This is a genomic window from Amycolatopsis rubida (genome assembly GCF_900115345.1).
Classification (GTDB): Bacteria; Actinomycetota; Actinomycetes; order Mycobacteriales; family Pseudonocardiaceae; genus Amycolatopsis; species Amycolatopsis rubida.
In genome coordinates this window covers 326,433-348,285 of record NZ_FOWC01000004.1, presented here as the reverse complement: position 1 = coordinate 348,285, position 21,853 = coordinate 326,433, and the positions used below count along the sequence as shown (strand labels likewise).

The 21,853-nt window shown below is 68.0% G+C and carries 18 protein-coding genes and 1 tRNA gene; 9 read left to right on the top strand and 10 right to left on the bottom strand.

Translation table 11 applies throughout. From position 1 onward, the window contains the following. Positions 1-89: 89 nt before the first annotated feature. Complete coding sequence (locus BM362_RS19215; RefSeq protein WP_067591320.1) at positions 90-1,121, top strand: LLM class F420-dependent oxidoreductase; 1,032 nt, start codon at positions 90-92, stop codon at positions 1,119-1,121. A 7-nt stretch (positions 1,122-1,128) separates the two neighbouring features. Here BM362_RS19215 and BM362_RS19210 read toward each other — a convergent pair whose 3' ends face one another. Genes BM362_RS19210 through BM362_RS19180 form a run of 7 tightly spaced genes read right to left on the bottom strand, consistent with a single transcriptional unit; the run spans position 1,129 to position 9,879 of the window. Beyond that, positions 1,129-1,716, bottom strand: a complete 588-nt coding sequence (locus BM362_RS19210) for a TetR/AcrR family transcriptional regulator (RefSeq protein ID WP_093574056.1) — start codon at positions 1,714-1,716, stop codon at positions 1,129-1,131. Between the two features lie 5 nt (positions 1,717-1,721). Then, positions 1,722-3,491: an acyclic terpene utilization AtuA family protein gene (locus BM362_RS19205; RefSeq protein WP_280142737.1), complete on the bottom strand. Its 1,770-nt coding sequence runs from the start codon at positions 3,489-3,491 to the stop codon at positions 1,722-1,724. Between the two features lie 5 nt (positions 3,492-3,496). Then, complete coding sequence (locus tag BM362_RS19200) at positions 3,497-4,312, bottom strand: TIGR03084 family metal-binding protein (RefSeq protein WP_093574054.1); 816 nt, start codon at positions 4,310-4,312, stop codon at positions 3,497-3,499. A gap of 1 nt (position 4,313) precedes the next feature. Next, on the bottom strand, positions 4,314-5,075 hold the full coding sequence (locus tag BM362_RS19195) for an enoyl-CoA hydratase/isomerase family protein (protein ID WP_067591314.1): 762 nt from the start codon (positions 5,073-5,075) through the stop codon (positions 4,314-4,316). Next, positions 5,075-7,090, bottom strand: a complete 2,016-nt coding sequence (locus tag BM362_RS19190; protein ID WP_067591311.1) for an acetyl/propionyl/methylcrotonyl-CoA carboxylase subunit alpha — start codon at positions 7,088-7,090, stop codon at positions 5,075-5,077. Before BM362_RS19190 ends, BM362_RS19195 begins: the two co-directional genes overlap by 1 nt. An 11-nt stretch (positions 7,091-7,101) precedes the next feature. Continuing rightward, positions 7,102-8,700: an acyl-CoA carboxylase subunit beta gene (locus BM362_RS19185; RefSeq protein WP_067591308.1), complete on the bottom strand. Its 1,599-nt coding sequence runs from the start codon at positions 8,698-8,700 to the stop codon at positions 7,102-7,104. A 24-nt stretch (positions 8,701-8,724) separates the two neighbouring features. Beyond that, positions 8,725-9,879: an acyl-CoA dehydrogenase family protein gene (locus BM362_RS19180; RefSeq protein ID WP_093574053.1), complete on the bottom strand. Its 1,155-nt coding sequence runs from the start codon at positions 9,877-9,879 to the stop codon at positions 8,725-8,727. Positions 9,880-10,493: 614 nt separating this feature from the next. Between BM362_RS19180 and BM362_RS19175 the strand changes: the two genes are divergently transcribed. Both BM362_RS19175 and BM362_RS46890 read left to right on the top strand, forming a co-directional pair. Next, positions 10,494-10,742, top strand: coding sequence for a hypothetical protein (locus BM362_RS19175; RefSeq protein ID WP_093574052.1), 249 nt, complete (start codon positions 10,494-10,496; stop codon positions 10,740-10,742). 235 nt (positions 10,743-10,977) lie between these two features. Beyond that, positions 10,978-11,310, top strand: a complete 333-nt coding sequence (locus tag BM362_RS46890; protein WP_093574051.1) for a hypothetical protein — start codon at positions 10,978-10,980, stop codon at positions 11,308-11,310. Here BM362_RS46890 and BM362_RS46290 read toward each other — a convergent pair. Beyond that, a complete protein-coding gene (locus BM362_RS46290; protein WP_425285712.1) occupies positions 11,211-11,759 on the bottom strand; it encodes an IS30 family transposase in 549 nt (182 codons plus the stop codon). The genes BM362_RS46890 and BM362_RS46290 overlap by 100 nt on opposite strands. Before the next feature lie 488 nt (positions 11,760-12,247). After that, a tRNA-Ala gene (locus BM362_RS19165) sits at positions 12,248-12,320 on the bottom strand. A 919-nt stretch (positions 12,321-13,239) separates the two neighbouring features. On the opposite strand from BM362_RS19165, the gene BM362_RS19160 reads away from it, so the two are divergent. The 3 genes from BM362_RS19160 to BM362_RS19150 all read left to right on the top strand — a co-directional run bounded on the left by BM362_RS19160 (position 13,240) and on the right by BM362_RS19150 (position 18,032). Continuing rightward, a complete protein-coding gene (locus tag BM362_RS19160; RefSeq protein ID WP_208865269.1) occupies positions 13,240-14,847 on the top strand; it encodes a coagulation factor 5/8 type domain-containing protein in 1,608 nt (535 codons plus the stop codon). Between the two features lie 108 nt (positions 14,848-14,955). Next, positions 14,956-16,608 (top strand): NAD(P)/FAD-dependent oxidoreductase, encoded by a 1,653-nt coding sequence (locus BM362_RS19155; RefSeq protein WP_067592182.1) that lies wholly within the window; start codon positions 14,956-14,958, stop codon positions 16,606-16,608. Continuing rightward, entirely contained in the window at positions 16,605-18,032 is a 1,428-nt protein-coding gene (locus tag BM362_RS19150; protein WP_093574049.1) for an ATP-binding protein, read from the top strand. The genes BM362_RS19155 and BM362_RS19150 overlap by 4 nt, the downstream gene beginning before the upstream one ends. 300 nt (positions 18,033-18,332) lie before the next feature. On the opposite strand, the gene BM362_RS49055 is transcribed toward BM362_RS19150, so the two are convergent. Further along, positions 18,333-19,652 carry a hypothetical protein gene (locus BM362_RS49055; RefSeq protein ID WP_244287207.1) on the bottom strand — a complete coding sequence of 440 codons (1,320 nt, stop codon included), beginning with the start codon at positions 19,650-19,652 and terminating at the stop codon, positions 18,333-18,335. Between the two features lie 224 nt (positions 19,653-19,876). Between BM362_RS49055 and BM362_RS19135 the strand changes: the two genes are divergently transcribed. From BM362_RS19135 to BM362_RS19125, 3 genes are read left to right on the top strand one after another with little or no spacing between them, the layout of a single operon-like run. Further along, positions 19,877-20,500, top strand: a complete 624-nt coding sequence (locus BM362_RS19135) for a pentapeptide repeat-containing protein (RefSeq protein WP_093574048.1) — start codon at positions 19,877-19,879, stop codon at positions 20,498-20,500. A 48-nt stretch (positions 20,501-20,548) separates the two neighbouring features. Next, complete coding sequence (locus BM362_RS19130) at positions 20,549-21,148, top strand: molybdopterin-dependent oxidoreductase (protein WP_067592191.1); 600 nt, start codon at positions 20,549-20,551, stop codon at positions 21,146-21,148. Further along, positions 21,118-21,849, top strand: a complete 732-nt coding sequence (locus BM362_RS19125) for a ferredoxin reductase (RefSeq protein WP_093574047.1) — start codon at positions 21,118-21,120, stop codon at positions 21,847-21,849. The genes BM362_RS19130 and BM362_RS19125 overlap by 31 nt, the downstream gene beginning before the upstream one ends. The last annotated feature ends 4 nt before the right edge of the window (positions 21,850-21,853 follow it).

The following is a 21,853-nucleotide window of genomic DNA, read 5'->3' as shown; positions in this document are numbered from 1 at the left end:
CAACCGCAAGTCCTAAGTAACTACCAGTTCACATATTTTCCCCATAGTGGCAGGTTGATCCCGCGTAAAAAGTGAATGACAATGCACTAATGACCTTTCCGGTAGGCATCAACGTCGGCCAGTTCTTCAGCGGTCCGCCGCCCCGCTGGGGTGAGCGGGTCAGGCGGATCGAGGACCTCGGCTTCGACGGCATCTGGTTCGCCGAGGCCTACGGGTCGGACGTGTTCACCCCGCTCGCGTGGTGCGCGGCCCGCACCACGCGCGTGCGGCTGGGCACCGCGGTCGCGCAGATTCCCGCTCGCACCCCCGCCGCGACCGCGATGGCCGCGGCGACTCTCGACCACCTTTCCGGCGGACGGGTGGTGCTCGGGCTCGGCGCCTCCGGGCCCCAGGTGTCCGAGGGCTGGCACGGTGTCGCCTTTCCCCGGCCGCTGGCACGGACCCGGGAGTACGTCGGCGTGGTCCAGCAGGTGCTCGCCCGGGAACGGCCGCTCACCTACGACGGAGAGTTCCAGCAGCTCCCGTCCCCCGGCGGCACCGGGCTCGGCAAGCCGTTGCGTTCGTCCCTGCACCCGCTCCGGCCCAGCCTGCCGATCCAGCTGGGTGCCGAAGGCCCGCGCAATGTCGCGCTCGCCGCCGAAATCGCCGACGGCTGGCACGCGATGTTCTTCAGCCCCCACGACGACGAGCGCTACCGGCAGGCGCTGGCGGCCGGGTTCGCGCGCCGGCCCGGCGGTCGCCCCGAGAACTTCGAGGTTGTCGCCACCGTGCCCGTCGTCGTGGACGGGGACGTCGAACGTGCCGCCGACCGGGTCCGGCCGGACCTTGCGCGGTATCTCGGCGGCATGGGCGCGCGTGGCGCGAACTTCCACCACGACGTCTTCGCCCGCCGGGGCCACGCCGAACTCGCTGCCCGGGTGCAGGATCTGTACCTGCGCGGGGAAAAGCGCGCGGCGGCCTCCGCGATCCCCACCGCCGTCGTCGAGGACGTCGCGCTCATCGGCCCCGCGCGCAAGATCCGCGAAGACCTGGGGCGGTGGGAATCCACCGTGATCGACTCGATCGCGGTGCAGGGACTGCCCGACGACCTCGACGCGGTCGCACAAGCGCTGCTGGCGTGACCCGGCGTCAGTTCGGCACGACCCCGAGACACGCGTGTGCGGTATGGCTGAGCAGGCAGGTCAGCTGCTGTTCGGTCAGTCCGGAATCGTGGAACAGGATCGACTGGACGCTGCCGATCGCCGCGTGGACCAGCACCCGTGCCTCGCCGTCGGCGAGACCGGGCCGCAGCGGCATCACCACGGCGACCCAGTCCTCGAGGTAATGGCGCTGCGCCCGGCGAAGCCTGCGCAGGTTCTCGGCCGGGAGGCTTCGCGCCTCCAGATGGTAGACCTGCAGGACGCGCCGATCATGGATCGCGACTTGGACGTGGTGGCTGATGAGCCGGGCGAGCGCGGTCCGGTCGTCGGGTGCGGTCGCGACGATCTCGCTGGCCGTCGCGCCCAGCAGCTGCATCACCTGCTCCAGCAGCGCGGCCAGGATCGCCGACTTGCTCGGGAAGTGCCGGTAGATCCCGGTACTCACGATGCCTGCCGCGGTGCCGATCTCGGCCAGCCCGACAGCGTGGTACCCGTGTCGCGAGATCAGCTCGGCCGACGCGGCCAGTATCCGCGCCTTGCGCTCGGGATCCCGTCGTGGCGTCCGTGCCTGTGCCACGGCGATCAGCCCCGCAGCAGGCTTTCCGGGATATCGGCCGACCTGCTGCGCAGGTATTCGCCGAGCCCCTTGGCCTGGGGATCGGGCCGGGTCGCCGAAGCGACACCCGCGCCGAGGATGCCCACGATCACGAAGTTGACCGCACTGAGGTTCGGCAGATCGAACCGCCGGATTTCCAGTTCGGCCGCTTCCGGGATCAGCTCCCGCATCCGCTCGGCGGTGAGATACCCGCGCAGCCACGTGTATGCGTCGGCCGTCCTGGCCCATACGCCGATGTTGGCGTTGCCGCCCTTGTCCCCGGACCGCGCTCCGGCGATGGTACCCAGCGGCACTCGACGGGTCGGCCCGTCGAGTGCCGCCGGAAGGGTGGGAGCCGCCGGGGCGGGCACGGATGCGGTCACGGTGCTGTGCGGGATGGCGCGGACGGAGCCGTCGGGCAGGGTGACCCGGTGCGCCACCTCCGAGGCCGGGACCAGCGCCGGCCAGTAGACGCCGTAAGCGCTTTCCGCCGACGGCGGCGTGGTGGTGTGGAAGCCCGGGTAGCCGCCGAGCGCCAGCTCCATGACCGTGTTGGAGAACGCCCGCCCGACCTTGCGCCGGTCGGCGTCCTTCACCGTGACTCGCAGATGGGCGGTGGCCTCGGCGTTGGTCTCGGCGTCGGGGTGGTCGAACCGCAGCAACTGCGCGTCGAACTCCGCGAACCGGTCCCGTCCGCCGAGCAGCTCGCTCAGTTGCTGCTGTGCCCACGCGGCCTTCTCTTCGATGCGGGTTCCGGTCAGCACGAGCGTCATGGTGTTGCGGTAGCCGCCCTCGTAGTTGAGCGCGACCTTGAGCTGGTCGGTGGGGGCGCTGCCGCGCGTGCCGCTGATGCGAACGCGGTGCGGGCCCTGTTCAGTCAGCTCGATGGTGTCGAAGTGGGCGACCGCGTCGGGGCCGAGGTACGCCGGCTCGCCGATCTCGTACAGCAGTTGCGCGGTCACCGTCCCGGCCGAGACGAGACCGCCGGTGCCGTCGTGCTTGGTGATCACGCTGGAGCCGTCGGCATCGACCTCGGCGATCGGGAAGCCGGGGTAGCGGCGGTCGGTCACCTCCTCGAAGAAGGCGTAGTTTCCGCCGGTGGCCTGCGGACCGCATTCGATCACGTGCCCCGCGGCCATCGCGCCGGCGATCTTGTCGTGGATCTGGTCGTCTTCCCGCGTCCAGCCGTGCCACCAAGCCGCGGGGCCGACCACCACCGAGGCGTCGGTGACCCGGCCGGTGACCACGACGTCGGCGTCCGCCCGCAGCGCTTCGGTGATTCCCCACGCGCCGAGATAAGCGTTGGCCGACACCGGGCTCACGCCGGCGTCGGCAAGCTTGCGGCCGGTGTCCAGATGCGCCAGCGAATGCCCGGCCGCCTGCAGGTCGTCGAGGCGGCCGACGAGGTCGTCACCGTCGACATAGGCGATTCGCGGGTGCAGGCCGAGCCGCTCGGCCAGTGTCCCCAGCTCCGCGGCGAGTCCCGCCGGGTTGAGGCCGCCGGCGTTGGACACGATCCGGATGCCGCGGTCCAAGCACGTGCCCAGCACGTGTTCCATCTGGGTGAGAAAGGTCTTCGCGTAGCCGGTGGCGGGGTCCTTCTGCCTGGCCTTCCACAGGATCAGCATCGTCAGCTCGGCCAGGTAGTCGCCGGTGAGCACGTCGATCGGGCCGCCCTCGACCATTTCCCGGGCCGCCTGCAGCCGGTCGCCGTAGAAACCCGAGCAGTTGCCGATCCGGACTGCCCGGCCGCCGATGGTGGTCACGATGGTCCTCCTGGTTGCGTAGTCGCGGACAACGGCGCGCGGCCCGTGCCGGGGGCTCCGGCGAAGGTCTGGGCGATGGACAGCCATTCGGCCGCCACCGGCCCGGTCACCCGGAGCGCGGTGTCGTCGAGGTGACGGCGCTGGGTCACGGCGAGGCAGAAGTCGAGCGCGGTCCCGGCGACCCGGTCCTCGGCGGCGTCCGGTCCCCACGCCCAACGATCGCCGGACGGCGCGTCGAGCTCGACCCGGATCGGCACCGAGGGTGCCGGTTTGCCGTTGAGGGCAAAGGAAAACGCGGTGGTCCGCACACCGAGGTGGGCGATGTGGCGCAGCCGGTCGGTCGGCTCCCGGTCCCGGCCCAGCGTGTCGGCGACGTCTTGCCCGTGTGCCCAGGTTTCCATCAACCGGGCGGTGGCCGAGGACAGCGCGCTCATGTCCGGTCCGTACCACGGCAGCCGCGCCTTCGGCTCCAGCCCGCGGAAAACCGCGACCAGTTCAGTACGCGCCCGCGCGAACCACGCACGGACGTCGGCCGCGGGCAGCTTCGCGTGCTCGGCCGCGACGCGATCGGGGAAGTCCATGCCGCCCGCCAGCAACGCCTCGGCGTCGCGCCGGAACGCCGCGGGATCGACGGCGGCCTGGGTCGCGGTCTCGTCGAAGTAGGCGAGATGGGTCAGCTGGTCGCGCACGGTCCACCCGGCGGCGGGGGTGGAAGCGGAGATTCCCGTGTCGTCGAGGTCCGCGATCAACTCCCGCAGTACCTCGGTTTCGGCCATGAGATCGTCGAGGACCTGGTCCATCGAGACGCCCACGTCAGCGGCCCTGCCAGACCGGAGCGCGCTTTTCCCGGAACGACAGCGGCCCTTCCTGCGCGTCCGCCGACCGGTAGACCGGCTCCCAGATCTCCTCGGCCCGGTCGTAGGCCTCGGCCCGGTCGTGACTGGCGGAGAGGTACGCGGTGCGTTTGGCGGCGAGCACGGACAGCGGGGCGTTCGCGGCGATCCGTTCCGCGAGCTGCTGTGCGCGCTCGGCCAGTCCCGCTGCCGGCACGACGTCGTTGACCAGCCCGTACTGCTGGGCGCGTCCGGCGCTGATCGGGTCACCGGTCAGCAGGATCTCCATCGCGATCCGCGGCGGTACGAGCCACGACAGCGGCGCGGCCCATGGCGAACCCCGGCCGATCTTGACCTCGGAGACGGCGAACCGGGCGTGCTCGGCGGCGACGACGAGGTCGCACTGCTGGGCGAGCAGGAACCCGCCGCCGTAGGCGATGCCGTTGACCGCGGCGATCGTCGGCTTCGGCACGTCGATGTTGCGGCCCAGCTGGGGCAGGAAGTCCGGTGGCGGAACGGTCAGCGCGTTCTCGTTCATCTCCTTGAGATCGCCGCCGGCGCAGAACGCCTTCTCCCCGGTGCCGGTGAGGACGAGAACCTTGGCCGCGTCATCGGCGTTGAACCGGCGCACCCCCTCGAACAGTCCTTTTCGGACGGACTCGCTCAGCGCGTTGCGTGCCTCCGGGCGGTCGATGATGAGCCAGGCGACTCCGTTGGTCAGCTCGTAGCGCACGGGCGACATCACGCCTCCTCCTCGGTGAGCACGGCGACGATCTCGCCGGATTCGACGGTCTGTCCCAGCTGGACGGAAAGTTCGGCGACGACGCCGGCGACCGGCGCGCGCACCGAGTGCTCCATCTTCATGGCCTCGAACACGAGGATCACCGCACCCGCGTCCACCCGCTGCCCCGGTTCCGCGACGACGCGGACAACCGTGCCGGGCATCGGGGCCAGCAAGGAACCGGGCGTGGCGTCGATCCCGGGTTCGGGCAGCCGGGGCCGTTCGACGAGTGCGGTGCTGCCGAGCACGCTGTCGCAGTAGACGGTGTCGCCGACCTGATGCGTGTGGACCCTGCGCCGCACCCCTTCGACCCGGAGATCGACCTGGTCCGGGGCGGCGTCGAGGACGGCCGGACCGGCCAGCGGTGTCCCGTCGACGCTGGCCTCCACCCCGTCGCGGGTGAAGCGGTAGGTCAGCTCCACCTCGGCCTCGCCGACGCGGTATCCGGCAAGCTGGGGCGCGCTGGGGACGTTGCGCCAGCCCGTGGGGACGGCCCGCTGCACGCGGGTCCGCGCCCGGCGGTCGGCCTGGCCCGAGACAGCTGCGGCCAACGCGTGCACGGCCACGGTGGTCTTGTCGGGGACACCGATCAACGCGGCGGGTTCGTGCCGCGTGAGGTATCCGGTGTCGGTGGCTCCCGCGATGAATTCCGGCTCGCGCAAGATCGCGACGAGCAGGTCGCGGTTCGTCACCAGACCGTGGATCCTGGTTTCCGCCAGCGCTCTGGCCAGCTTGCGCACGGCCTCGGAACGGGTCTTCCCGTGCGCGATGACTTTGGCGAGCATCGGGTCGTAGTTCGTGCCCACGACCGAGCCGTCGCGGACCCCGGTGTCGACGCGCACGCCCGGCAGCTTCGGAACGCGGAAGCGGTGCAGCGTTCCGCTGCCCGGCAGGTAGTCCGCGGCGGGGTCTTCCGCGTAGAGGCGGGCCTCGACGGCGTGCCCGGTGATCGTCGCCTCGCGGACCTCGCGCGGGAGCGGTTCGCCCTCGGCGACCTGGATCTGCAGGGCGACGAGATCGAGTCCGGTGATCGCCTCGGTGACCGGGTGCTCGACCTGCAGGCGGGTGTTCACCTCGAGGAAGAAGAACTCGCCGTCGGCGGCCATGACGAACTCGACCGTGCCCGCACCGGTGTAACCGATCGCGGCACCCGCGGCCACCGCCGCGGCGCCGAGCTGCTCGCGCAGCGCCTCGTCCACGGCGGGAGAGGGCGCCTCCTCGATGATCTTCTGGTAGCGCCGCTGGATGGAGCATTCGCGTTCGAAGAGGTGCACGACGGTGCCGTGGGCGTCGCCGAAGATCTGCACCTCGACGTGGCGGGGGTTCTCCACGAACCGTTCGAGGAACACGGTCCCGTTGCCGAACGCCGACGCCGCTTCGCGCCGCGCGCCGGTCACGGCCTCGACGACCGCACCGGATTCCCGGACGATCCGCATCCCCCGGCCTCCGCCGCCGAAAGCGGCCTTGACCAGCAGCGGGTAGCCGATCTCGGCGGCCATCGCGGTGACGGCCGCGGCGTCGACGTCCTCGGCGTCGTCGACTGTGGCGCCCGGCAGCACCGGCACGCCTGCCTTGGCCATCAGCTCTTTCGCGGCGATCTTCGAGCCCATCGCCTCGATCGCCTCGACCGGCGGGCCGACGAAGAGCAGGCCGGCCTCGGCGCAGGCACGGGCGAAACCGGCGTTCTCGGACAGGAATCCGTACCCGGGGTGGATCGCGTCCGCCCCGGTGGCCAGCGCCGCCTCGATGATGCGGTCGGCGCGCAGGTAGGTGTCCGACGAGGCCGCGCCCGGCAGCAGGACCGCCTCGTCGGCGGCCTCGACGAACAAGGCGTCGGCGTCGGGGTCGGAGTGCACCGCGACGGTGGCGATGTCCATGGCGCGCGCGGAGCGGATGACCCGTTCGGCGATCTCGCCGCGGTTGGCCACGAGCAGTTTCCGGATCGGGCGGCGGGTCGCCGCGGTTCGGGTGGTCATCAGGTTGGTCCTCACATCCGGAATACGCCGTAGCCACGCTGGCCGGCGACGATGTTGGAGTGCGCGGCGGACAGCGCGATGCCGAGCACGGTGCGGGTGTCCCGGGGGTCGATGAGCCCGTCGTCGTAGAGCCGCGCGGTGACGAAGAAGGCGTGCGACTCCTGCTCGATCTGCGCCTCGATCGCCGCGCGGTTGCGCTCGTCGGCCTCGGTGTCGAACTCGCGCCCGGCGGCCGCCGCCGACGACTTGGCCACGATGGACATCACGCCGGCCAGCTGGGTCGCTCCCATCACCGCGAGCCGAGACCCGGCCCACGCGAACATCAGCCGCGGGTCGTAGGCACGGCCCGACATGCCGTAGTTGCCCGCGCCGAAGGACGCTGCGAGGTTCACGGTGAGGTGCGGGACCTTGCTGTTCGCGACGGAATTGATCATCTTGGACCCGTCCTTGATGATCCCGCCCTGCTCGTACTGCTTGCCGACCATGTAGCCGGTGGTGTTCTGCAGGAACAGCAACGGCGTGTCGGTCTGGTTCGCGAGCTGGATGAACTCGCTGGCCTTCTTGGCCTCCTCGTTGAACAGCACGCCCCTGGCGTTGGCGAGGATGCCGACCGGGTAGCCGTGTACCGACGCCCAGCCGGTGACAAGACTGGTGCCCCACAAGGCTTTGTACTCCCCGAACCGGGAGCCGTCGACCACCCGGGCGATCACCTCGCGCGGGTCGAAGGGAACCTTGATGTCCGACGGCGCGATGCCCAGCAGCTCGTCGGGGTCGTAGAGCGGCTCGTCGGCAGGCATCGTCGGGCCGGGGCCGAGCTTGTGCCAGTTGAGTTCGGACACGATCTGCCGCCCGATGCGGATGCAGTCGCGCTCGTCGACGGCGAAGTGGTCGCACAGCCCGGAAACCTTGGCGTGCATGGACGCGCCGCCGAGTTCCTCGTCGTCCGCGTCCTCCCCGGTCGCCATCTTCACCAGCGGCGGACCGCCGAGGAAGACCTTCGCCTGCCGGTCGACCATCACCGCGTAGTCACACATCCCCGGCACATACGCGCCACCCGCCGTGGAGTTGCCGAACACCAGCGCGATCGTGGGAATCGCGAGTGCCGACAGCTCGGTCAGATCGTGGAAGATCTTGCCCGCGTGCACGAACAGCTCGGACTGGGTCGGCAGATCCGCGCCGCCGGACTCCACCAGGTTGATCACCGGCAACCGGTTGATCCGCGCGATCTCCAGTGCCCGCAGGGTTTTCTTCAGCGAGTACGGGTTCATCGCGCCGCCGCGCACCGTCGGATCGTGCGCGATCAGCATGCACTCGACACCCGAAACGACTCCGATGCCGGTCACCACCGAGGCGCCGACGGCGAACTGTGTTCCCCAGGCCGCCAGCGACGACAGTTCGAGGAACGACGCGTCCCGGTCGAGCAGCAGCTCGATACGTTCCCGCACGAGCAGGCGGCCGCGGTCGCGGTGTCGTTTCTGGTAACGCTGCCCGCCGCCTTCGATGGCGGCCTGGACCTGCTCTTCGAGCTCGGCCAGTACCTGCTTCTGGTGCCGGTAGTTGGTTCGGAAGGTGTCGTCCGCGGTATTGAGCGCGGAACGCAGGACAGTCATTGCGGGAGGGTCCGTTCTGTCGGATCAGTAGGAGCGGGGCAGCCCCAGGCTGTGCTGGGCGACGAAGTTGAGGACCATCTCCCGGCTCACCGGCGCGATCCTCAGCAGCCGTGCGATGCCCCAGTACGGCAGCAGTCCGTATTCCGTGGCGAGCCCGTTGCCGCCGTGGGTCTGGATGGCTGCTTCGACCGCCGCGCCCGCCGCATCGGCCGCCGCGTACTTGGCGACGTTGGCCGCCTCGCCCGCGGGCAGGTCGTTGTCGTGCGACCACGCCGCCTTGGCTGTCATCAGCGCCGCGAGGTCGGTCTCCATCCGGGCCTTCGCCAGCGGATGCGCGACCCCCTGGTGCGCGCCGATCGGCGCGCCCCAGACCTCGCGCGTCGTGGCGTAGGCCGCAGCCTGCGCCAGTACGTGCCGTGCGATGCCGACGCACACGGCCGCGCCGGTGATCCGTTCCGGGTTCAGCCCGTGGAACACCTGCTGGAAGCCGTTGCCCTCTTCTCCCAGCAGCGCACTGGCAGGCAGCCGCATATCGTCGAAATGCAGGACGAACTGCTTCTCCGGCAGCTTCGCCGAAACCGGCAACGGGGTCGCGACCAGGCCGGGAGTGTCCGTGGGGACGAGGAACAGCGACAACTTGCCGCGACCGGTGGCGTCGTCCCGCCCGGACCGGGTGACGAGCAGGATCGCCTCGGCCTCGTCCACGCCGGAGATGTAGTGCTTGGTGCCGGTGACGACGAAGTCGTCACCGTCCCGCCGGGCGACGGTCGAGAGCTGGTGGGTGTTCGACCCCGCTTCCGGTTCGGTGATCCCGAAGACCACCTTCGCCTCGCCCGAAGCCATCCGCGGCAACCAGTACCGCTTCTGCTCGTCGGTGCCGAAGCCCGAGATCATCTCGCCCGAGATCGCCGCCGACACCAGCAGCAACAGGAGCGGACACCCCGCGGCGGCGGTCTCCTCGCACACGATGGCCAGCTCGGTCAGCCCCGCGCCGCCTCCGCCGTATTCCTCGGGCAGGTTGATCCCCAGGAAACCGTTCCGTCCCAGCTCGGCCCACAGCTCGGCGGTCGGCTCGCCGGCCTCGGCCAGCGGCACGTAGTACTCCGGCCCGAACTTCGCGGTGATCGCCCGCACCGTAGCGCGGAGATCCCGGTGTTCCGCGCGCTCACCAAAGTCCACACCGGCTCCTTTGCCCATCGCATCCCTGCGCCGCACCCCGCGACCTTAGTGCATCATCATTCACTATATGACGGTTTGGCAAGCCGGTAGCGGTTGTCAACTTCGAGACTTTGGTCTGCATGTCCACGACGTTGCACGGCCACGACGTGAATGGCGGAGGGAAGCTCCAGTGAAGTGAATCACAGATAACTACCTAGCTGGCCGAGACGCTTGCCCGGAGATCTGTCGGCAGCGAGCTGCGCAAGCCCGCAGCACAGCGGACATCTACGACCGCAAGCGCGTCAGCGCCTTCGTGCGGAGCGGGATCTGTGCGAAGGGTGTTGGCCCGTGCGCGTCTGAACATGCGAGCCCGGTGCGCGGCATCAGGCCTGAGCGTGGGGTGCGCCTGCCGGGCCTGGCGACCACTTGCTGCGTGGCCCCCGCGAACCCTCGCAAGGCACCTGCCTCGGCCCGCCGCCGCGACCACGCCCAACTGGCCAGAAATTCGCTCTGACCTGCGCAACTTGGGTGGAACTACCGTGTCAGCAGGCGAACCGGGAAGTGCTGGTCGAGTGTCGTGAGATCACGGTTCGTCCGGTCGGCACGCGGTGGGTAGCGGTGGGCGGTGGTACCCGATGAGCGCGACGACGGAGCCCGGCAGGTCCTCGGGGCGGGCGTTGTGGGTGCAGTGCGGCTGTACGGCTCCGGTCGCGCTCGGCGCGGACGCGACGGCGGCGGCTATCTGGCCGCTGATCGTGGACGGGCTGCTCACGATGGCCACGGTGGAGTTGTGGAAGACGACCGGGCGCGCTCGGTCTGCTGGTGCGATCGACTGGCTCTTCGGGGCACAGCTGCAGCATGGCTCACGGGCATTGCGTTTGTGACTACACACGTCAGATTGACGCCGCCCCTCAACCAGGGAGGCCTCGCAGCGCGGTTGCGGGGCGGCCGGTTCGGGATTCGTGGGATGGCGACACCGCAGGCTGCGCGGCGGCCTTGCTGACGTGGCGTCACCCCGGTATCGGACACCGCAATAGGTCAGCAGAACTAGCTGCTGTTGAGCATGTCGGTGCGAGACGTTGCCACCCGAGCTGGGCGTGGTTGTCGAGGAAGGCCGTCATGCCAGTGCAGCCGGTCGTGTCCCGCTGGGCTGACCTGCCCGCCGCAACACAGGCGCAGAAGTGGGAGAACATCAGCCCAGGCACTTTCGAGCGCATTCTGATCGGTGTCGAACGAGCCGAACGACACGACCGCCGCATGGATTGGGCCGACGTCGGTCTCCGGCTGCTGGGCATGGCCACCGGACTTGGCGCAGTCGTCATTCTCGGCGTCACCGCGCTGCACTTCGCATCTCACGGGGCCCCCACCCAAGGCCTCGGCGTCTTCGGCACCGGCAGCGCGTCGATCATCGGAGCCTTCGTGACGACACGGCGCTCGAAGAAAGGAGACTGACCCGCGTAGCCTCGCGAACGGCATCGCCTCGCGATGGCGAATTCAAGGGGTCGTTGCAACACAAGTTGATCAACTGGCTTCGGAGAGAAGCTTAGCGAGGCGCTTGGTTGGAGGTTCCCAGCCGAGCGTTTTGCGTGGTCGCGAGTTGAGTTCGGCGGCGGTGTCGTCGGGGCCTGGCGGGTGTGGCCAGCGAGGTCAGTGCGCTTGGGAAAGTACTGACGCAGCAGGCTGTTCGTGTTCTCGTTCGATCCGTGTTGCCAAGGGCTGCCGGGGTTGCAGAAGTAGATCGGCATGCCGGTAGCGATGGCGAAAGCCTTGTGCGCGGCCAGTTTGGAACCCTGGTCCCAGGCCAGGGACCGCCGCAGGTGGGAGGGCAGGGTCGACGCGGTGGCGATGAGGGCGTCGCGGGCGAGGCGACGGAGTGGTAGGGCGGCCCGGTGGGCCAGCATCACGTAACAGGAGAAGCGCTCGACCAGGGTGCCGATGGCGGTTTGTGGTCTTTGTCGATGATCAGGTTGCCTGTCCAGTGTCCGGGACCGCCCGGTCGGAGACCTCGGCCGGGCGGTCGCTGATCAGGACCCTGCTGCGGATCGCGCGAGGCGCGCTTGTAGGACTGTCGGTGCGGTCGGCGTTGGGCGGGGCGAGTTCGCCGCGCCAAGGCACCTGTCTTGCGGCTGGTTTGGTTGCCGGTTGAGCAAGTAGTGCAGCGGGCACCAGCTTGTCGCATGCAGAAGAAACGTCGGGTCAACCACCCGATCGGCGACATGTTCTGGAGCGGAACTTGCGCCCGATCCGAAACGGGGTCACGGGCTGCTCCAGGATTGCTCCAGCTACTGAACGGTAGCTGAAGTTCGAGAGCCCAAAAATCAAGATTTGGCAGAATGAAAAAACCGCCCTGCCTGGACCATTGGACCCAGCGGGCGGTGTTTCATCACGGTGGAGCTAAGGGGACTCGAACCCCTGACCCCCTCACTGCCAGTGAGGTGCGCTACCAGCTGCGCCATAGCCCCGAAGCAGAGGTGAACTCCGCATCTCGTATGGACATACAGTACACCCCGCCTTCAGCTCCTTCGTCAGGGGGTCGGTTACGTGCCGCGGTCACGCCGGAACGGCGTGCCGAGCCGGTTCAACCCGCACCTTCGTCGCCTGCTCTGGGCGCATTAGTGCAGGTCGACTGCCCTTCCTGACTTTTCTTCAGGTTTGCGTTGAGTGTCAGTGTGTCCGCGATTACATTCCTTCGCAGTCGCGATGGCCGAGCCGGCCCCCGCCGCGAGGCGAACCGCGTCTCCGGCAGAGGTCGCCCGGTGGTCTTGTCTCGGCAAGGAGGTGACGATGAATCCCGAATCACGGAGAGTGGCCGCTCTAGCGCTGACGCCTCCGAGTTCGGTCGGCTACCTCCCCGGCCGGAACAGCGGGACGCCTTCCCGTCAGCCCCTCGAGACCAACGCTGATGCGTGGCCCGCTCAAACGGGGACGGCGAACACCCGGCGAGCCGCTACTCGTCCGCCCGCCACGCCCGCCGCGCTGGCCCGCTCGTACACCGGCACCGGAACAAACGCGCACGATTGGCACTTCCACCTCACCCGCAAGGGCGATGCAGAGACGACCACCCGACCCTCCCGCCCTCTCTCGCCGGCGGACAAGAACGCCTCGGAAACCAGCTGTGCCGCAGCCCCGCCGCGACTGCCGTCCGCCGAGTCTGACCCGCAATGGCCAGCACATCCGACCGCTGCGGTTGTCGATCTTGCCCCCGGCCGAGACCGCGAACCTCGCCCGGCCGGGTTGGCAGCCGACCGCGAGAAGCCGCAGCAGTACGGCCGTCATGACGGCACTGACCGGTCGTTCACACTGATCTCCGTGGGTGGCACTACTTCTCCGCCGCCGGGACAAGTGGACCTGGGGCCGAACGTCGTCGTTTTCGATCCGTCGATGCCGAGCGCGAGCATCCAGCGCGAGCTAGACGCGATCTTCGCGGAGCAGGAGAAGAACCAGTTCGGCAGTCAGCGCTACGCGGTGCTGTTCAAACCGGGCACTTACTCCAACGACGTGAACGTCGGCTTCTACACCCAAATCCTCGGACTGGGCAGCACGCCCGACGCCGTGACGATCAACGGCGCAGTGCACGTTGAGGCAGACTGGTTTCCCCCGAACAACGCGACCCAGAACTTCTGGCGCGGCGCGGAAAACCTGTCCGTGAACCCCGTCGGGGGCGCGGACCAATGGGCCGTTTCGCAGGCGAGCCCGTACCGGCGCATGCACGTCCGCGGCGACCTTCGCCTCGACGACGGCGGCGGCTGGTCGAGCGGGGGCTGGATCTCGGACACAAAGATCGACGGCCAGATCCGTTCCGGATCGCAGCAGCAATGGATCTCGCGCGCTTCGCACTTCGGCGGCTGGACCGGGTCCACTTGGAACATGGTGTTCGTCGGAGTGGACGGCGCTCCTGCCAGCACCTTCCCGGATCCGCCTTACACGACGATCGATCAGGTCCCGGTCGTCCGCGAGAAGCCGTGCCTCCAGGTCGACGAATCCGGTCACTACCGGGTGTTCGTGCCCGCCCTGCGAAGCAACACTTCCGGGGTCACCTGGGAACACGACAGCGCCCCAGGCGCTTCACTGCCGGTCGACCAGTTCTTCATCGCGAAGCCAGGCGCTACCGCGTCCGAGATGAACGAGGCTTTGACGGCGGGCCAGAACCTGCTGATCACCCCAGGCGTGTATCACCTTGAACAGCCGCTCCACGTGACTCGCCCGGACACGGTCGTCCTCGGCCTTGGCATCGCGACCTTGATCCCGGACGGCGGGATCACTGCGATCAACGTCGACGACGTGGACGGGGTGAAGATCGCCGGCCTGCTGATCGACGCCGGAACGACTTCGTCGGCCACGCTTATGCAGGTCGGCGATCCAGGGTCGGACGCGGACCATTCGGCGAACCCGACCTCGCTGCACGACGTGTTCTTCCGCGTCGGCGGCGCCGCGGCGGGCAAAGCTCGCATCAGCCTCGTCGTCAACAGCAACGACGTGATCGGCGACCACCTGTGGCTCTGGCGAGCCGACCACGGTGCCGACGACAGCCGCGTTGGCTGGAGTGCCAACACTGCCGACACCGGCCTGGTGGTGAACGGCAACGACGTGACCGTCTACGGGTTGTTCGTCGAGCACTTCCAGGAGACGCAGGTGACCTGGAACGGAAACGGCGGGCGCACCTACTTCTTCCAGAACGAGATGCCCTACGACGTCCCCGACCAGGCAGCCTGGATGAACAGCGGGACCGCGGGCTACGCCGCGTACCAGGTCGCCCCAGACGTGACCAGCCACGAAGCCTGGGGCCTTGGCAGCTACTGCTTTTTCAGCACGAACCCGTCGGTGTCCTGCTCGCGCGCCTTCGCCGCTCCGGTCGCCCCCGACGTGCGGTTCCACGGCATGGTGACGGTTTCGCTCAACCACCAGGGAACGATCACCCACGTGATCAACGACGTCGGTGCGACTACCCCGCCGGGGACGAAACCGGTGAACTTGGTGCGCTACCCGTAGCCGCCACCTGAACAACCGGTGCCCGCCGCGGTGGCGGCTGCGACGGGCACCGGTCCCTGGTTCTGTTCCTTGCCGTGACAGCTGGCAGGACACCGTAGGCTGTGCCGTGTGAGCCAGCCGATCCTGATGACCGTCGACGACGACCCCGCCGTTTCGCGGTCGGTGGCGCGCGACCTGCGTCGCCGCTACGGCAGGGACTACCGCGTCATCCGTGCCGATTCGGGTGCCGACGCCCTCGACGCACTTCGCGAGATCAAGCTGCGCGGCGACGCCGTCGCGGCGATCCTCGCCGACTACCGCATGCCGCACATGGACGGCATCGTCTTCCTGGAGAAGGCGATGGACCTGTTCCCGAACGCCCGGCGGGCGCTGCTGACGGCCTACGCCGACACCGATGCCGCGATCCAGGCGATCAACGTGGTCGACGTCGACCACTACCTGCTCAAGCCCTGGGACCCGCCCGAGGAGAAGCTGTACCCGGTCATCGACTCGCTCGTCGAGACCTGGCTTGCGGTAGGCGACCGTCCGGTCGAAGAGACGAAGCTGATCGGGCACCGGTACTCGGCACCTTCGTTCCGGATGCGCGACTTCCTGGCCCGCAACGCCGTCCCGTACCGCTGGTACTCGGTCGACGACGAAGAAGCTGGCCGCATTCTCCAAGCTGCTGGCGCGTGCGAGACCGACATCCCGGTCGTGGTGACGCCGGACGGCACGGTGCTGAAACAGCCATCGGGAAGCGAGATCGCCGATGCGGTGGGCCTTTCCACGCAGCCCGCGCAGGACTTTTACGACCTGGTGGTGATCGGCGGCGGTCCGGCTGGACTCGGTGCCGCCGTTTACGGCGCTTCCGAGGGACTGCGGACCGTGCTGGTCGAGCGCAAGGCCACCGGCGGTCAGGCCGGAACCAGCTCCAGGATCGAGAACTATCTTGGCTTCCCGGACGGAGTGTCCGGCGCACAGCTCACGGATCGAGCCCGCCGCCAAGCGCAGAAGTTCGGTGCCGAAGTGCTTACGGCCCGCGATGTCGTGGGTCTGGAAGCGCGCGGATCGAGCCGGGTCGTGACCTTCGGCGACGGATCCGAGATCGCCGCGCACTCCGTGATCCTTTCCAGCGGCGTCAACTACCGAGCGCTGGAAGCCGACGGAATCGCGGCGCTGACTGGCCGGGGCGTCTACTACGGCTCTGCCGCGACGGAAGCGCCTGAGTGCTCGAACGACCACGTGTACATCGTCGGCGGCGCGAACTCTGCGGGGCAGGCGGCTGTGTTCTTCGCCCAGCACGCCACCGACGTGACGCTCCTGGTGCGCGGCGCGTCGCTGGAGTCGTCGATGTCGCACTACCTCATCGAGCAGATCGCTGCCATCGAAAACGTCCACGTCCGCACGCACACCACCGTGGTCAAGGCGCACGGGGACGATCACCTCGAGTCCATCACGGTCTGCAAAGACGGCGTGACCGAGAAACTGGACACGGAACACCTCTTCATCTTCATCGGAGCCGCTCCGCGCACAGAGTGGCTGGGGAAGAGCGTCCTCAGGGACGCCCACGGATTCGTCCGGACCGGCCCAGACCTCGTGGAGGACGGGCGCAGGCCGCCGGGATGGACCCTTGACCGCGATCCGCACTACCTGGAGTCGTCCGTACCCGGCGTGTTCGTGGCCGGAGACGTGCGCTCGCAGTCGGTGAAACGCGTGGCGTCCGCCGTCGGCGAGGGCGCCATGGCCGTGACCCTGGTCCACCGTTACTTGGAGGAACAGTGACTCAGCCCGCTTTGCCGCGCGAGGAACTCCGCAGCTTGTTCTTGTTCGAACATCTCTCCGACGCGCAGCTCGACTGGATCGAGCAGAACGCGGTGCGCGAGGAGTTCAAGGCCGACTCCGTGGTGATCCGCGAGGGCGACCCGGCCACGTGCTTCTACGTCCTGCTCAACGGCGCGTTGCGGATGACCCGCGTGGTGGCCGGTGCCGAGGTCGAGATGAAGCGGTCCGATCAGCGCGGTTCCTACTGCGGCGCAACGCAATTCCTGGCATACCAGGCCAGCGAAGCCACGTACGGCGCGACGATTTACGCCGTCAGCGACCTGACCTTCCTCACACTTCCCGCGGCGGAGTTCGCCGTCGAATTCCGGCAATGGTTCCCGATGGCGGCGCACTTGCTGGAGGGGATGTATCTCGGCTGGCGGCACACCGACGCACTGGTGTCGTCGCGCCGCAGGCTCGTCGCGCTCGGCGAGTTGTCCGCGGGGCTCATGCACGAACTCAACAACCCGGCCGCGGCTGCGGTACGGGCGACAGCCGCGCTGCGCGAGCGAGTCGCCGGCATGCGGCACAAGCTGGCGATCCTGGCGAAGAAGGATATCGACCCGGATCTGCTCGAGCTGCTCCTCGACGTGCAGGAACGCTTGGTGAAGCAGGTCGGCGACGCGCCCAAGCTCTCCGCGATGCAGCAAGCCGACCGCGAGGACGAGATCGGCGATTGGTTCGATGACCATGGCATCGACCAGGGCTGGGACCTCGCCAGCATCTTCGTCGCTGCCGGGCTCACCCCGACGAACCTCGACCATGTGCTGGAGTCGGTGGGCGAAGGATTGCTCGACGGCGCGATCCGCTGGCTCGCGTACGCGCTCGAAACCGAGATGCTGATGGGCGAGATCGAAGACTCGACCAGCCGGGTTTCCACGCTCGTGGGCGCGGCGAAGCAGTACTCGCAAATGGATCGCGCCCCGCACCAGTTCATTGACGTCCACGAAGGGCTCAACTCCACGCTGGTGATGATGTCGGGCAAGCTCGGTGAGGGAATCCGTGTGGTCAAGGAATACGACTGCTCGATCGACCGGGTCCCTGCCTACGCCGCCGAACTGAACCAGGTGTGGACCAACATCATCGACAACGCCGTCGGTGCCATGGGCGGCGAGGGAACGCTGACTCTGCGCACGTGGCAGGTCGGCAAACAGGTGCGCGTCGAGATCGGCGACACCGGTCCAGGGATCCCGGAGGAGGTGCGCCAGCGCATCTTCGAGCCGTTCTTCACGACCAAAGGCGTCGGCGAAGGCACCGGTCTCGGGCTGGACATCTCGTGGCGGATCGTCGTGGAACGGCACTCGGGCGACATCAAGGTGACGTCGGAACCGGGTGACACGCGGTTCGAAGTTTGCCTTCCGGTGGAGGAACAAGCGTCGCTCTGAACCCGCGATTGCCCGCGGATGTCCGGCATGGTGCCGGGATCTTCGGGCTCTTCGGAGCAGTTCTGCGGTGGCTGTCATCGGCGGTATCCCCTCGGAGCGAATCGACGGCTCGATTCCGAGGCTAGCGGACCGCACCGACAGGATTTCGAGCTGTTTTCGAACTTCCCTTATGCGCCAACGGTTTTCGATCTTTCCCTGATCGGGTGATGATTGGGAACGCATGTTCGAGCACTCTGGAGCACGGCAGCACCGCGTCCATCGCTCGGGCCTAGAAGGGGTCCGGTGGGCGTCGCCGCCGGTTCAGGGGAGGGACCGTGATCCGAATCCGGGAAGTGTCAGTGTCATTGCCGCTGTCGTCAGCCAGGTCAGCAAGTCCGGCAAGGGAATCCGGGCGAGCCGTCCAGGCCATTCGTCGGCTGCGATCGTCAGCGAGAGCTCGTCTTCGCCAGGTCGGATTCCGGTCAGGCGCAAGCCTTTCGGCAGATTCGGGAGGGGGAGCACGATCGGCCGGATCCGCTTCGGCGGACGCCTCGTCCGCCGTCCGAGGCAGAGCGCGGTCGGGGTCAGCACTATCGCTTCGTCTTCGATGCCTGCGACGAGAGTCAAATATCCCCAGCGCGGATGTTTCCGCCAGTGCAGACGGAATCCTTCCGGATGCGGTGTCGCGATCAGGTCCGGACGTGCCGTGGCGACCCGATCCCGCACCACGGTCCCGCTCACTTCTATCTCGAGTTCGACAGATCCGGGAATTGCCGCTGGCGAAGGCAGTCCTCGAAGCCGTACGTCTTTGGCGAGCACGGTCACGCGCCGCAGCGGAATGCGGTCGACATCTGGCTGCGCAGGCGGTCCGACAGTTGGCCACGTTTCAGGACCGGCTTCGCGACCGGTGGACGCCCGTCTGGAGCCGCGTCGAGAAGTCGGTCGTTCGGATTCATGCGGTCCCGTGTTTGTTGCGCCAGATCCCGAGATGGGGTTCCATGCTGCGGCACCTGGTGTGGCTTCCGCAACTCGGCGATCGCCTTGCGCCTGAACAGAATCCGACGATGCTGTGTTCTCTCGTGGACCGGATGGGTGTGCGTCAGCTCGGCCGCCGGCGGTCTGTGCGATGCGGCCAGGCGAAACACCGCCCGCATCCGGCGGGTCGTCTGTCTTGCTTGTTTCGTCGGCGGGGGACCGAGTGCTCGTCGCAGCAGGCATGCCGGGCGCGTCCGCGGTGGTCGGGCCCTTCGTTTCGCCACGCGCGTTCGACGCTGCTCCGGCCGTTGCAGTTCGAGACGAGCGAGCAGTGCCGGCAAGGCTGCCAGCGCCGTGCTCAACGGGGGCCGCCGAGTTGTTCGGAACGGGCCAGTCGACGTCTTCCGCGACAATGCGGACGTCTCCGACCCGACCGGTGGCCAGACGAAGCGAGTCCGCCGGGTAATCAAGTTCGGTGAGGGTCAGGCCGACTTCGTGGCCTTGCACTGTGGTCGTCAGGCGACGGCCCACCAGTTGCTCGGTGACGGTCCGGGCGATCGCGGCCGGAGTCGTGGGCACTGCGGGCAGCAGTGCCCGGCCCGCGGCGGCCAGGCCCGACAGTTCGGGCCAGGGCACCCAGGCATCGAACCATCGGCCTTCGCTCATCCGGCCATCGTATGGCTGTCCTGAGGAGACCGCTCCTTCCTGTGGCATGAGCCGCGTAACGGACGGGAACGGGCCGATTACGCAAGCCGCCCGAGTAACCGGCGGCTCGGCAGGTGCTGCGGTCTCGGTGATCCTGGCCGCCACCAGCCAGAATTCCGCGTCAGCGAGGCGCTTGACGTCGCGTCCGGCACCCGATCGGCGGGGCAGCGAACTAGGCTTGACGAATGTCTGAACACGACCACGAGCCGTCTGACATCGAGACGGTCGAAGACCGCGTCTACCGGCGAGAAGACTGGTACGCGGAGGAGTTCACGGCGCGTCGGTTCGTGCGCTGTGAGTTCCACCAGGTCGATCTCACGGAAGCAGTCACGCGCGGTGTCTCCTTCCTGGACTGTGTGTTCGGAAACGTCCAGTTGAACGCTTCCCGGCACACCGACTCTGCGTTCACCGGTTGCGTGTTCAAAGGGTGCAACCTGTTCGACGCTGAGTTCACCGGGTGCAAGCTGGTCGGCAGTCGATTCCAGGACTGCGACCTGCGGCCGTTGCGTGTGACGGGCGGAGACTGGTCTTTCGTCGGCTTGAACGGTGCCGACCTGCGTGGAGTCACGTTCCAACAGATGCGGATGCGCGAAGCGGACCTCACCAAGGCGAAGTGTTCGGGAGCTGTGCTCACCGACCTGGATCTGTCCGGGGCGGAGCTGCAGGACATCGATCTCACGCGCGCCGAACTCCGGGGAAGTGATCTGTCGGCCCTCGACCTCACTCGTGCATCGCTGGCCGGCGCAATCGTGTCTCCGGAACAGGCGGCGGTGCTCGTCACGTCGCTCGGGCTGCAGATACGCGGGTAGTCTCGCGTCTGAGGAACCGAGCTGTCGGGTATGTCCGGAGGGAGCGCGATGGGAGTCGTCACACCAGGCTTCACCGGACGCGCCCGCGGTGCCAATCCGCGGCTGCCACCAGGGCAGTATCTCGCCGAGGACTTCCCGGTTCTCTCGGCTGGGCCCACCCCCAGAGTGAGCACAGAGCGGTGGGAGTTCGCGGTAGTGACCGAGCGCGGCGAACGCCGCTCATGGTCGTGGCCGGAACTGATGGCGCTGCCGGGCGAGAAGGTCACGGTCGACATCCATTGCGTCACCCAATGGTCCAAACTGGACACTCGTTGGCGCGGTGTCCCAGTGGATGCGCTCGTCGGGGATCTCGAGACGGCCGCTGATTACGTTATGGCGCATTCCTACGGCGGTTACACCACAAACTTTCCCCTCGCGGATGTCCTGGGCGGACAAGCTTGGATCGCCTACGAGTACGGCGGCAAACCGCTCACTCCGGAACACGGCGGCCCGGCTCGGCTCTTGGTGCCGCACCTCTACCTCTGGAAGTCCGCGAAGTGGGTGCGCGAGTTGCGACTCGCGACGAAGGACGATCCAGGCTTCTGGGAAGCGGCCGGCTACCACGACTACGGAGATCCATGGCGGGAACAGCGGTATCAGGGCGACTAGCGTGGCGCGTCGCCCGGCTCGCCGAAGTCCGGCAGGAGACACCGACCGCGCGCACCCTGGTCTTCGACATCCCAGGTTGGCCGGGCCATCTCGCGGGACAGCACGTTGACGTTCGCCTCACCGCAACTGACGGCTACACGGCACAACGCAGCTACTCGCTCGCTGCACCGGCGAACGGAGACCGGATCGAACTGACCGTGCAACGAGTAGCCGACGGTGAAGTGTCCGAACATCTCACCGGCCCGTACTCGATCGGTGACCCGGTTGAAATCGGTGGCTGGTTCGTGTGGCGTCCCACCGACTCAGCACCGGTGCTGCTCGTTGCCGGTGGCGCAGGCATCGCCCCGCTGATGGCGATGATCCGGGCTCGTCGCGAAGCTGGCAGCAAAGCACTGTTCCGGCTGGTCTATTCGCTGCGCACCCCGGCAGAGCTGTACTACGCCGAGGAACTCCGCCGACCTTACGCAGGCTTGGACATCACTTACGTCTACACGCGGGAGCTCCCGGAAGGGCGATCCGGCATTCCGCGGCGCATCGACGTCGCCACATTGAACACCGCTGCGTGGCCAGCTGACTTCGATGCCACCACGTACATTTGCGGACCTACCGGGTTCGTAGAGACCGCCGCGGACATCATGCTCGCGTTAGGACATTCGCTGCAGTCGATTCGGACCGAGCGTTTTGGCCCCAGCCGGGACTGAAGCC

What these genes read in the sequence shown, in the direction of transcription:
- BM362_RS19215 (WP_067591320.1), top strand. Translation starts at nt 90, where the DNA reads ATGACCTTTCCGGTAGGCATCAACGTCGGCCAGTTCTTCAGCGGTCCG.
- BM362_RS19195 (WP_067591314.1), bottom strand. Translation starts at nt 5,075, where the DNA reads ATGTCGCCCGTGCGCTACGAGCTGACCAACGGAGTCGCCTGGCTCATC.
- BM362_RS19190 (WP_067591311.1), bottom strand. Translation starts at nt 7,090, where the DNA reads ATGACCACCCGAACCGCGGCGACCCGCCGCCCGATCCGGAAACTGCTC.
- BM362_RS19185 (WP_067591308.1), bottom strand. Translation starts at nt 8,700, where the DNA reads ATGACTGTCCTGCGTTCCGCGCTCAATACCGCGGACGACACCTTCCGA.
- BM362_RS19175 (WP_093574052.1), top strand. Translation starts at nt 10,494, where the DNA reads ATGAGCGCGACGACGGAGCCCGGCAGGTCCTCGGGGCGGGCGTTGTGG.
- BM362_RS46890 (WP_093574051.1), top strand. Translation starts at nt 10,978, where the DNA reads ATGCCAGTGCAGCCGGTCGTGTCCCGCTGGGCTGACCTGCCCGCCGCA.
- BM362_RS46290 (WP_425285712.1), bottom strand. Translation starts at nt 11,759, where the DNA reads ATGCTGGCCCACCGGGCCGCCCTACCACTCCGTCGCCTCGCCCGCGAC.
- BM362_RS19160 (WP_208865269.1), top strand. Translation starts at nt 13,240, where the DNA reads ATGCCGAGCGCGAGCATCCAGCGCGAGCTAGACGCGATCTTCGCGGAG.
- BM362_RS49055 (WP_244287207.1), bottom strand. Translation starts at nt 19,652, where the DNA reads ATGAGCGAAGGCCGATGGTTCGATGCCTGGGTGCCCTGGCCCGAACTG.
- BM362_RS19135 (WP_093574048.1), top strand. Translation starts at nt 19,877, where the DNA reads ATGTCTGAACACGACCACGAGCCGTCTGACATCGAGACGGTCGAAGAC.
- BM362_RS19130 (WP_067592191.1), top strand. Translation starts at nt 20,549, where the DNA reads ATGGGAGTCGTCACACCAGGCTTCACCGGACGCGCCCGCGGTGCCAAT.
- BM362_RS19125 (WP_093574047.1), top strand. Translation starts at nt 21,118, where the DNA reads ATGGCGGGAACAGCGGTATCAGGGCGACTAGCGTGGCGCGTCGCCCGG.